An 11,495-nucleotide genomic window follows, 5' to 3' on the forward strand; every position below is an offset into this window, starting at 1 on the left:
GGGTGTAGCTCGGCAAGGTCGTCTGCACCGTGTCGGTGCGCCCACCGGCAGCCTCATTGACTATGTCGCCGGTGTTGTCGACGACGTAGGTATCGTTGCCTTCGCCACCATCCATCACATCGGCGCCCAGGCCGCCGTTGAGCGTGTCATTGCCGCCGAGACCCACAAGGGCGTCATCGAACGCGGTGCCCGTTAGTGCGTTAGCGCCATTGGTTCCCGTGATGAGATCGCCCACGTTGCCAGTCGCCGCCGAAGTCACCGTTTCGGTCGTGCCCTGGTCGTCGGTGTAGGTCACCACCACGCGCACCGGCAGACCGACATCCGCCTGAACAGGGGTGTAGGTCGCGGCCGTCGCGCCAGCGATGGCGACGAAAGTCAAACCGCTAGCCCGCTGCCACTGGAACGTGAAGACCGCGCCCGTCGTGCCGTCCGCGTCGGCGATATCCGCCGTCGAGGCCGTCAAAGCCTGGCCTTCGGTCGGCGTAGCATCGCTGATCGTCGGCACGCCGGTTGGCGCATCGTTGAGATTGGCGACCGCCGCGGTCGGCGTGGAAAACGCCGTCTCGACCACACCATTGGCGTCCGTGTAATTCATCCTGACACGTAACGCCAGACCGACCTGCCCGTCCCCAGGCTGGAAGCTCGCGTCCGTCGCCCCCACGATATCGGTAAAGGTACCGCTGCCAGGCGTCTGCTCCACCTGCCACGCGAAGCTTATGGCGCCGGCGGGAATCACCCCACCCGGGTTGTCCGCATCGGTGACGCCGGCGGCCGAAGCCGTCAGCAACTGGTTTTCGGCTGGTGTGGTGTCGCTGACCGTAGGCTGACCCACCGGAGCGTTATTGCCGTTACTGTCGAGTACGACGGCCTCATCGGAGAACTGCACCCGTTCGATGTTCCGAATGGTGTCGGTGCCGTCGGCGCCGACGTTATCCGTGACGATGAACGTGCCGGCAGTGGCCCCGGCGGCGATGGTGTAGTTCGCCCGCACACCCGAGAACGCCGCCGTGTCGGTATCGCCGGTTCCGTCCGCGGTCAGTATCTCACGCACGATACTGATGCTGCCCGGGTTGATCTGCCCAGCGAACGCCCGCGCCTGAAGGCCGGTCATGCTGTCCGCGCTGATTACGGCGCCGTTGATATCGGTTGCTTCCTGCCGGACGTTCAGCCACTTGTCTCCGTCGATGATATCGTCGCCGCCGCGCCCCTCGATGAGGTCGCCGCCGTCGCCACTCAGGATGATGTTGCCGCTGTCGTAGCCGGTCACACCCGCGCCGAGTACGTCCTGCAGCCCGTCGATGAGCGGGATGTTGGCTGCGGTCAACTCGTTACCGACCACGCCGTTGACCACGTTGTTCTCGTCATCGCCGCGTAAGATGTCGGAGAAATTCCAGCCCGATAAGCCCTCGACCAGGTCGAACCGGTCACGAATCGCATCGACATCCGGTGGCAACAGGCCAGTAAAGAACATGTCCGCATCGGCCGCTTGCGGATCGCCCTTATGGGTGACCCAGTCGAAGCCCAGCATACCTTCGTTGCGCTCGATGCCCGGACCCGCGACCATGATGTCGTCGCCGGTTTCGGAGTCGTAGTCGTCGTTACCGCCGTCGCCGATGATGACGTCGTTGCCGACGATAAGGCTATCCTGGAACGGGGCGTCATTGTCGGCTTGCAGCAGATCAGCGCCATTGCCGCCTTCGATCCAGTCGTCGCCTTCGCCGCCGAACACGATATCGGAGTCGTCGCCGGCGATGATGAAGTCATTGCCGCCGCCGCCAAACGTTTCTTTCGGATCGCGGCCCGCGACCACGAAGTCGTCGTCGGCGCCAGCCAGGATCAGGTCGATGCCCGCGCCGGCGCTGATGACGTCGTTGCCGCCTTCGCCCTTGATGTTGTCGTCGCCGAAGATGTCGGTGATGATGTCGCCGCCCAGCCCGCCGATGAGTATGTCGTTACCGGCCCCGCCCTCGATACGGTCGTTGCCTCCATCGCCCGAGACGGTGTCGTCGCCCTCGCTGGCGGTGAGGGTGTTGTTGCCGTCGGTGCCGCCGAGGACGACATGCTCCGCGCCGGTGTAGCGCAGGTTCAGATCGGGGGCCGTGCCACTACGAATAACATCACCTGCCGGGTCTGGACCCGTTTGCCGTGCGATCCTCCACGCCGCGTCTATTCTGATGCTATTAGCGCAAGGTGAGTATAGTCGAAGTTTCGGCGTATGCAGCATCTTGTGCGAAGATTAAAGCCTTCGACAACTTGCCGCGCGGCGGTATTACGCGGGAAGTTCGGACTACCGGATTGAAGGAACACTGTGACGGACGAGAGCCGCCGCAACTTCTCTTACTACGCGCGTCGGGGAGACATACCTAGAAATGATGGACTACTGCTTCATCGCTGGACGGGCTTTGTTATTGACCCTCGCGGCGCTCAGCGTTTCAACGGCCCACGCCGCGCAAGCGCTTAAGACTTACAACGTCGATCCCGACCAGATTTCGGTTTCCGGCTTGTCCTCGGGCGGTTACATGGCCGTGCAGATGCACGTAGCTTTTTCCGCATCCGTCATGGGGGCGGGGGTCTTGGCCGCGGGGCCTTATTTTTGCGCGGAAGGGAATGTCCTTTATGCGACCACGCGCTGCCTGAACAGCGGGGTGTCATTGCTGCCGCCGGGCGAATACTTTCAGGATCTAACCGAAGAGCTGTCCGACGCCGGTCGCATCGACTCCACCGCGGGCATGGCCGGCGATCGCGTATGGCTGTTTACCGGCGGCGCGGATGATGTCGTGGCGACGCCGGTGGTGGACCGCCTGCGCGCCTTTTACGAATCCTTTGTGGATGCCGGGAATATTGTTTATCTGCGCAATCAGATTCCCGACGCGCAGCACGCGATGATCACGGACGACTACGGCAAGCCTTGCGGCTTTGAAGGCGGCGCGTACATCAACGACTGCGATTTCGACGCGGCGGGGGCGCTGTTGAAACATATCTACGGCGAATTGAAACCGCCGGTCGAGGCGCCGCCCGCGCACCTGAAGACCTTCGATCAGTCGCCCTTCTCGGGGACGGACAGTCTGGGTGCCGAAGGCTTCGTCTACGTGCCGAGCGATTGCGAAAGCGGGGACGCGGGTTGCAGGCTGCACGTCGCCTTTCACGGTTGCCGCCAGAACCGGAACGTAATCGGCGACGAATATGCGCGCCACGCGGGCTACAACGAGTGGGCGGAGGCCAATGATGTGGTGGTGCTGTATCCGCAAACCGAATCGACCGCGGTCAATCAGTGCTGGGACTGGTGGGGCTATACCGATGGCGGCGTGGAGTGGAATTACGCTACCAGAAGCGGTCTGCAGATGGCGGCGGTCAGAGCCATGATCGGTCGCGTTGCCGGCGAACCGCGGTCGGGCTACTGTGGCGCGGACAGCATCGCCGCGCACGTCGCAGCCGGGCGCGCCTATAGTCAAGTTTACTGGTGGCTGTGGGACTTTTATTATGCCAGCGGCAGTAACGATTATCTGGGCTGGCTGGAGTCGGCGAGGGTAACCCTGAAGCAGGTTAAGCCGGGCGCATTCGAGGTTGCGTCCGCCTGCCCGTGAAGACTACTTTATACTGCATTTCCGCATCGACCATCGAGAGGCCATCAATGGGTCCTCAGTAAGCGACGGTCAGCCGCGCCAGAGTCAAGCCAAAAAAGCGATCACCACTCTGACCGCGAAAGCCCCAGCCCAGATGCTCACTGCAACCGCCACACAGCGCGATTCGCCAGCGGTAGCCCGCGAACCATGTATATTCCAGGGTCTCCGCTCCGGTCTCCATCACACCAGGCGCTTCACGAAAGCAGCCGATGCGGTACTCGATGCCGTGGGGATTGGTGCAGCGATGCTCGTGAGAATCGCACACGAGGATGCGGTCGCGGTCGCGGGTGATGGCGTAACCGCAGGTCCGGCATCGCAGATATCGATCAGCCTGCGCGGCGAAAGCGTCATTGTGCGCGGGCAGGAATTTGCCGGTTGGCGCGGGATGGTCGCTTGCCTGCCTGGGCCGCGCGCGTATTGTGCGGGCTGCGCCCTGCCGAGCGGACGCCACTGGTTCTGCATTCAAGGACATATTACCTTAGAGCCCATAACCAGCATCAAATTCTTCCATCCGGTCGAAGGAAACCATCATCGTGTATCGCACTGCCGAGCGGCGCCTGAGCAGGCTTTACAATTCCGGTCGGCAGAGCCTGTTGACCGGGGGCGGAATCGGGCTCGAAAAAGAATGCCTGCGCGTGACGCCTGAGGGCAATATCGCGCAGACGCCGCACCCGCCGGCGCTGGGCGCCGCGCTCACAAATCCGTATATCACTACCGATTACTCCGAGGCGCTGACCGAGCTGATTACGCCGCCGTTCGGCGACGTGCGCGACTGTCTGGATTTCCTGCGCGACGCGCAGAAGTTCGTCTACGCGAATCTTGGGCCCGAGTTGCTGTGGTCCACCAGTATGCCCTGCGTGGTCGCCGGCGAGACCAGCATTCCGATCGCCTATTACGGCGAATCGAACGCCGGCACCATGAAGAGCGTTTATCGGCGCGGGCTGGGCCATCGCTACGGTCGCGCGATGCAGGTGATCGCCGGCGCGCACGTGAATTACTCGCTGCCCGCCACGTTCTGGCCGGTGTTCCAGGAGCACGAAGGCGATCGCCGCCCGCTCGCCGAATTCATCTCCGATAAATACATGGGCATGACGCGCAATCTCCAGCGCTTCGGCTGGCTGATTCCGTATCTCTTCGGCGCCTCACCGGCGGTTTGCAAGTCGTTTATGCACGGGTTGCCATCCAGCATGCCCGAGTTCGACGTCAACACCTATTTCGAGCCTTACGGTACGTCGCTGCGCATGAGCGACATCGGCTACCAGAACACCAAGGAGGCCGCGTGTGGCGCGAAGGCCAGCTACGATAATCTCGACGCTTACGCACAGAGCCTGGCGCGCGCCACGGAGACGTCGTGTGCGGCGTATGAGCCGATCGGCGTGCTGGTGGATGGCGAATATCGCCAGCTCAATACCAACCTTCTGCAGATCGAGGCCGAGTATTACAGCTCCGTGCGACCCAAGGTGGTGCTGCGAGGCAACGAGAAACCGAGTCTCGCGCTCAAACGCCGCGGCATCGAATACATCGAATTGCGCTCGCTGGACATCAACGCCTTCGATCCACTGGGCCTGAGCGAGGATCAACTTCGCTTTGTGGAAATCTGCATGCTGTTTTGCGTGCTGCACGACAGCCCGCGCATTGACGCCGCTGAGGCCTGTGAGATCGACGCCAATCAGGGCGCCGCCGCGCGGCGCGGTCGCGACCCTCAGCTCACCCTGCAACGCCACGGTAAATCGTTGAGTCTGACCGCTTGGGCCGCGGAACTCATCGAAGCAATGGCGGGAATCGCCGAGACCCTGGACGCCGGCCACCGCGCGCAGTGCTATCGAAGCGCGCTATCTACGGCGCGGGAAACAGTCCGGGACCCTGCGCGCACACCCTCGGCGCGCATGCTTAACGAGATGCGCGCGGCCGGCGAAGGGTTTTTTCACTACGCCATTGCAAAGTCGCTGGAACACAAAAATTACTTCGACGCACAGAGCTTAACTGAGGATCGCGAACGCCGGTTCGAGACGGCGGCCCGGCACTCGTTACGCGAACAGCGTGAGATCGAGGCCGCGGACGACATACCGTTCGATGAGTATCTGCGTCGGTACTTCGCGCAGGCTTAAAGCAAAAAAAGCACGGCTCAGTGCTGGATCGGCGCGCCTGCGACCGTGCTCAAGCCAGCGCGCCGCGCCATCGGATCCTGTCGATAAAAGTCACGCAGTTGGCGGTATACCGCCGGATAAATTTCCACGATGATTTCCGGCGCTTCGAAAAACAGTTCGCTGGTAACGGCGAAAAATTCCTCCGGCGATTCGGCTCCATAAGTATCGATTCGCTGGGCCGCGGCTCCTGTATCTACCCTGCTCCGGAAATCTTCGAACGCCAGCGAAAAATCCCGCGTCCAGGCCGCGATGTCCATGTTACGGTGTAACGGTGGCATACCATTCGCAACACCATTGCGCATATCGAGCTTATGCGCGAACTCGTGGATAACGAGGTTGTAACCGTGGGACTCCCCCCGTTCGATGCGCGGCCAGGCCAGCACCACCGGGCCACTCAGCCAGGCCTCGCCACTCAGCGCGCCGCGCTCAGTGTGCACCACGCCGGCTTCGTCAACGTAAGCGTGCATGGGCGTGAAATCGTGTGCGTAGACGATGATCGACACCCAGCCGCGATACCATTCAAGGCCCAGATTCAGGATTGGCAGACACGCCTGCATGGCGATGGTCAGCCGCATGTGCTCGGTGATGTAAAGGTTACCGGCGCCGCTGAATGACTTTTCGTGCACAAACAGGATAGCGAGCTCGCGCAGACTGTTCGATTCGATGCTCGAAAGCCAGCGCAGCAGCGGCAGCCGCGTGATCGCGGCCCGCCAGGTAGTCGCCGGGATGGTCGATGCCGAGACGATCCGCCGGCGGCGCCAGCGCCGATAACTCCACATCAGCGAGCACCCATGCGGCGGTGTCGCGCGCGCCTATTTCTTAGGAAGCGCGCGTAACCATTTTGTTTTTCAGCCGGCCGATACCTTCGACTTCACATTCGACCACGTCGCCGTCCCCAAGAAATTCAGGCGGCTTGCGCGCGAAGCCCACGCCACTGGGCGTGCCGGTCGCGATGATGTCGCCCGGCTCCAGCCGCATCCCGCGCGACACGATAGCAATCGTGGTCGCCACGTTGAGAATGTGATTTTCGGTGTTCGATTCCTGCTTGAGCGCGCCGTTGACCCAGCTGCGCAAGCCCAGTCGCTGGGGATCGGGAATCTCGTCGGCGGTAACGATGCAGGGGCCGACCGGCGAACTCGCGTCCAGGCTCTTGCCCAGAAAAAACTGTTTGTGCCGCGACTGCATGTCCCGCGCGGAGATGTCGTTGACGATGGTATAACCGAACACATGTCGCAGAGCGTCTTCCGGCGCGATGCCGCGCCCAGGCTGTCCAATCACGACAGCCAGTTCAACTTCCCAGTCGATCTGGCTGGAGATATGGGGCTCGAAAGGAATATCGGTATAGGGGCCGGTGACGCTGGTCATCGCCTTGGTGAAGACGACCGGATGCTCCGGGAGCTTGTATTTGCGTTGGAACGCCGCCGCGGATTCCTGCGCGTGATCCGCATAATTCCAGCCCAGGCAAATGAGATTGCGGCGCGGTCGCGGGATGGGCGCCAGCAACTGCGAGAGTTCAAGTGGCCGACACGCAGCAATCGGAGGGTCCATAACGCAACGCCTGAGTTCGGCCATTAACTCCGCGCCGCCATCGATCAGCGCCTGCATGGAATCGATGTCGGCTGGCCATCCATCTATCTGCGACGGGACGACGAGCTGGTCGCCTGTCTGCACGGCAAGGCGCAGCTGGTGGTTATCGGCAAACGTGACTAAACGCATAATCGAACTCTCGCGGGGAAATCCATCTAAAGCTCCGAACCTGAAATTGCCGGGCAACGCTACCTGCGGACGCTCAGCGCAGTCGAATCGCCTGGCGCATGACTTGCATCTCGGCGCATTCAATTTTCACAAATTAACGGAGAAAGTGATGTTACTCAAATTGTTTGCTACTCGCAGCCTGCTCGCCTTAATGCTGGGTTTGGGCGCGATGTCCTCGGTATACGCGCAGAATCAATCCCCCCAGCAAATGCCGTCGATGCAGCCGGAAGCCATGAACCCGGCCGACGTCTCCGACCAACATCTGGAAAAATTCGCCAACGTGAATGTCAAGGCGCAGGAAATCCAGGAGAAGTACAAGTCGGAAGTCGATGGCGCCAAGACGCTGGATGACATCGAAACAATTCAGGAGAAAATGAACGGAGAACTGGTCGACGCAATTGAGAGTGAAGACCTCTCGGTGCAGAAATACCAGCAGGTCGGCATGGCGGTGCAGCAGGATCCGGAGTTGCGGCAGCGGGCAATAGAAAAAATAACCGAAAAGTCAAATAGCCGGCCTTGACCGCAATCATTGCCCGACCAATAAACGTGGCACACAGGGAAGTGACGTCATTGCGCGCATAGCGCTTCCGCCCTGAGCTGGAACAGTCATTCGCCCCGATCGGGAGGGTCTGGGAAATCCGCGGCGTACCTGCTTATCCACTCCCTGGCGGCTTCCTCCGCGTTCAGTTCACGTCCTTCGCTATCCTTCGCCCAGCGCCTGTATTGCTCGATGTGGCAAACCTGCTCCACCATGCGCGCGCGGAATGCGTCTTCGGCGTCCATAAACTCAACGCCCAGATCAAAACCGCTTACACACGAGTGACACCAGATCACCCTGGCCCGGGCATCGAAGGGCGGATCGACCAGGCGGATATTCAGACGGATCAGCGTGCCGGGTTTAACGTAAGCGCTGAACCCGCAGCGCAGTCCGCCGAAGCTGATATCGCGCACGCGCTGCCGATGCTTCCGGTCGCGCGCCATGAGCGCGATTTCGATCGGGATGTCGGCTGGATGCCTGATATAGGCACGATGATTTAGTTCGGACATCACCGCTCCTAGTTTAACGGTAAACGCGGAAATCGTCTGGACCGATTTTGAACAGCATCAGCTGACCCGGCAGGGTGCGCACCACGGATGATGCGAATAGTACAATGCGGTCGGTGGATACGCCCACAAGCTTGCGCAGAGGTTGGCGAACGGGGCGGCGGGCTTTACCCACCCTGCGTGGCTGATCCCGCGGAAATTCATTTCGATCCCGCCGCGCTGGCCGGTACTTCGCCCAGTTCCGGCTGCGCCTCGGTGCGCGGGTACATCTCCAGGGCCGCGGGCGTGGTGCGCGTCATGGGGACGAACGGCTCCTGGGCTTCGGTGGGGATATCGTCGTCGCGGCGTATCAGATATACCACATAGCAGCCGAGAATGGCGAGCGCCGCCGAAAAGAAAAACAGCAGCGTCCCGGGCCGGAAAGTGTCCATGAACAGGCCGGCCAGCGCCGGGCCCAGCGCCGCGCCGACGCCATACACGAGCAGCAGACCGCCAGTCGCCTCCAGCACGTCCTCGCGCTGCAGGTGATCGTTCATGTGCGCCGCCGACAGCGAGTAGATTGAAAACAGCAATCCCCCGTAGACGAACCCGCCGGCGTACGCCGCGACCGGCAGGTAGTGAATGGCGACATAAATCACCAAGGCGCTCAGTGCGGCCGCGAAGCTAGTGCCGGCAAGGATCTTGCGCCGGTCGCGAGTATCGGAGAGATGTCCCACCGGGTACTGCAACACCGCGCCGCCCAGTATGATGATACTCATGAACAACGCGGTCGCCGCCGTGGACAGCCCGACCCGCTGCGCGAAGATGGGACCCATGCCGAGCAACGCGCTGGCGCAGATGCCGGCGGTAAACGCGCCCGCCACCGCCAGCGGCGCCACGTCGTGCAGATGTCCCAACCCTAAGTGCGCGCGAGGCACGGACACTGGCTCGCGCACGCGCGTGAAGGTGATCGGCACCAGCCCCAGCGAGAACAGCATGGAAGCCAGGGCGAACAGGTTCAGCGAGTTGATGTCGCCGGCAAGAATCAGGAACTGGCCGATCGCCATCGCCATCAGCGTCACCGTCATGTAAACGGCAAACACCTTGCCGCGCAGGTGGGTCGGCGACTGCTCGTTGAGCCAGCTCTCGATTACCATATAAAGGCCGACCATGCAGATGCCCGAAAGCACGCGCAATCCGCCCCAGATCCAGGGATTGACGAACAAGCCATGCAGCAATGCGGTAATCGAACCCAGCGCGGCCATGGAGGCGTACACGCGGATGTGCCGGAACCGCCGGATGAGCACGGGACACTGGTAGGTGCCGATGATGTAGCCGACGAAGTAGCCTGACATGATGAGGCCGGCGCTTAAAGGCCCGAAGCCCGAAAGACTCGCGCGCATGCCGAGCAGAGTTCCCAGCATGCCGGCGCCCAGCAGGACGATACCGATGCCGAGCAACAAGGTGGAGATTGAAACTAAAAACACGATTCAGGTCGTGGCTTGAATTCGCACTAGCGATATTGATCGTCGGGTGTAGCGCCGCTTTTGACAATACCGTTGCTGACGATGATGGGGCCATCCGGATGGTCCAGATGGATGCCCTCGACGTGTTGCCCGAGCAATGTCGCGGTGCCTCGCCAGCGATCGGTGCCATCGATGCTGTATTCGAAACCGTACCGGCGCCTTAACTGCACGTGGCCGGCCAGGCCGCGGCCCAGTGAGAGTCGCACCAGCCCCGCGGTCTGATCCAGAAGCTGTACGTTCAATTCGTTGCAGAGTCGCTGGCAGCGCAGCACTGTTTGTTCGCGCGCCCTGGCGCTGTCCCACCACAACCAGACCAGACCACCGATCAGCGCCAGCAGTGACAAAACGTCCACGACGCGGGTTTCATGCGGCGGCGACGCGATTTTTGACGCCCGAACTGGCATGGGTCACGGGTGTTGAACGGGCTCTCACTCCAGCACGGCGAACAGGCGGTCGCGGATTTCCTCGACCTTGCCAGTCCCTTCAACGCGCGCATAACGCGGCGCATTGGGCGCCCCCGACGCTGATAGATTTGAATAATGTTCGACCAGCGGCTCGGTCTGCTCATGGTAAACCTCCAGGCGCTTGCGCACCGTTTCTTCCTTGTCGTCGTCGCGCTGGATGAGATCCTCGCCGGTCAAGTCGTCCTTGCCTTCCGTCTTCGGCGGGTTGAACTGTACGTGGTAAACGCGCCCCGAGCCGGGATGCACGCGGCGGCCGCTCAGTCGCTTGATGATCTCCTGGTCATCCACACCGATCTCCAGCACGTAATCGACATGAATGTCCTCGTCTTCCATCGCACGCGCCTGCGCGAGGTTGCGCGGGAAGCCGTCGAACAGAAAACCGTTCGCGCAATCCGGCTCTGCGATGCGCTCCTTGACCAACCCCAGAATAATATCGTCGGATACCAGCCGGCCCTTATCCATCACTTTTTTGGCCTCCTGACCCAGTGGCGTGCCCGCCTTGACGGCGGCGCGTAACATGTCGCCGGTCGATATCTGTGGGATGTCGTAACGCTCTTTGATGTAATTCGCCTGCGTGCCTTTACCGGCACCGGGACCGCCAAGCAGTATGATGCGCATTTCGAGTAACTCCGTGGAATTCAATTTGGCTGGCGATTTTGCCACACTAGCTCGCGACGCCACAGGGTCTACTGTCGGCAATCCAAAGATGACAGCGCAATCACGCGTCGTATACTGCCTGCCCAACGGGGATAAACAACGGAAATATAAGGGGAACGATAATGCCCAAAAAAAATGCTTTCTACGCGCAGTCCGGCGGCGTCACCGCGGTAATCAATGCGTCGGCCTGTGGATTGATCGAGACCGCGCGCCAGCACAAGGATCGAATCGGCAAGGTGTACGCCGGGCGCGACGGCATTATCGGCGCGCTCACCGAAGACCTGATCGACACCAGCCGGG

Annotated in this window: 12 protein-coding genes; 4 read left to right on the forward strand and 8 right to left on the reverse strand. The window is 61.4% G+C overall.

Annotated features, from left to right (window positions below; all coding sequences use genetic code 11):
- The coding region (locus tag H0V34_02775) for a heme peroxidase (GenBank protein ID MBA2490661.1) at positions 1–2,224 on the reverse strand (2,224 nt) is incomplete at its 3' end.
- Between the two features lie 145 nt (positions 2,225–2,369).
- Between H0V34_02775 and H0V34_02780 the strand changes: the two genes are divergently transcribed.
- Complete coding sequence (locus H0V34_02780) at positions 2,370–3,584, forward strand: PHA-depolymerase-like protein (GenBank protein ID MBA2490662.1); 1,215 nt, start codon at positions 2,370–2,372, stop codon at positions 3,582–3,584.
- Between the two features lie 55 nt (positions 3,585–3,639).
- On the opposite strand, the gene H0V34_02785 is transcribed toward H0V34_02780, so the two are convergent.
- Entirely contained in the window at positions 3,640–4,089 is a 450-nt protein-coding gene (locus H0V34_02785) for a hypothetical protein (protein MBA2490663.1), read from the reverse strand.
- 67 nt (positions 4,090–4,156) lie between these two features.
- Here H0V34_02785 and H0V34_02790 point away from each other — a divergent pair, with 67 nt between their 5' ends.
- Positions 4,157–5,731 carry a glutamate--cysteine ligase gene (locus H0V34_02790; protein ID MBA2490664.1) on the forward strand — a complete coding sequence of 525 codons (1,575 nt, stop codon included), beginning with the start codon at positions 4,157–4,159 and terminating at the stop codon, positions 5,729–5,731.
- 17 nt (positions 5,732–5,748) lie between these two features.
- Here the strand turns inward: H0V34_02790 and H0V34_02795 are convergent, their stop codons facing one another.
- Entirely contained in the window at positions 5,749–6,552 is an 804-nt protein-coding gene (locus H0V34_02795) for a zinc-dependent peptidase (protein ID MBA2490665.1), read from the reverse strand.
- Positions 6,553–6,589: 37 nt separating this feature from the next.
- The gene (locus tag H0V34_02800) at positions 6,590–7,486 is read right to left on the reverse strand and encodes a fumarylacetoacetate hydrolase family protein (protein MBA2490666.1); all 897 of its coding nucleotides are present in this window, start codon (positions 7,484–7,486) and stop codon (positions 6,590–6,592) included.
- Positions 7,487–7,634: 148 nt separating this feature from the next.
- Between H0V34_02800 and H0V34_02805 the strand changes: the two genes are divergently transcribed.
- Entirely contained in the window at positions 7,635–8,045 is a 411-nt protein-coding gene (locus tag H0V34_02805) for a DUF4168 domain-containing protein (GenBank protein MBA2490667.1), read from the forward strand.
- Between the two features lie 86 nt (positions 8,046–8,131).
- Here the strand turns inward: H0V34_02805 and H0V34_02810 are convergent, their stop codons facing one another.
- The 4 genes from H0V34_02810 to adk all read right to left on the reverse strand — a co-directional run bounded on the left by H0V34_02810 (position 8,132) and on the right by adk (position 11,156).
- The gene (locus tag H0V34_02810) at positions 8,132–8,572 is read right to left on the reverse strand and encodes a PilZ domain-containing protein (protein MBA2490668.1); all 441 of its coding nucleotides are present in this window, start codon (positions 8,570–8,572) and stop codon (positions 8,132–8,134) included.
- 197 nt (positions 8,573–8,769) lie between these two features.
- On the reverse strand, positions 8,770–10,035 hold the full coding sequence (locus tag H0V34_02815) for an MFS transporter (protein ID MBA2490669.1): 1,266 nt from the start codon (positions 10,033–10,035) through the stop codon (positions 8,770–8,772).
- Between the two features lie 26 nt (positions 10,036–10,061).
- Positions 10,062–10,427 carry a DUF3301 domain-containing protein gene (locus H0V34_02820; GenBank protein ID MBA2490670.1) on the reverse strand — a complete coding sequence of 122 codons (366 nt, stop codon included), beginning with the start codon at positions 10,425–10,427 and terminating at the stop codon, positions 10,062–10,064.
- 75 nt (positions 10,428–10,502) lie between these two features.
- Entirely contained in the window at positions 10,503–11,156 is a 654-nt protein-coding gene (adk, locus tag H0V34_02825; GenBank protein MBA2490671.1) for an adenylate kinase, read from the reverse strand.
- A 161-nt stretch (positions 11,157–11,317) separates the two neighbouring features.
- Here adk and H0V34_02830 point away from each other — a divergent pair.
- Positions 11,318–11,495, forward strand: a 178-nt coding sequence (locus H0V34_02830) for a diphosphate--fructose-6-phosphate 1-phosphotransferase (protein MBA2490672.1), incomplete at its 3' end; no start/stop codon positions are given.

Source organism: Gammaproteobacteria bacterium, assembly GCA_013696315.1.
Classification (GTDB): domain Bacteria; phylum Pseudomonadota; class Gammaproteobacteria; order JACCYU01; family JACCYU01; genus JACCYU01.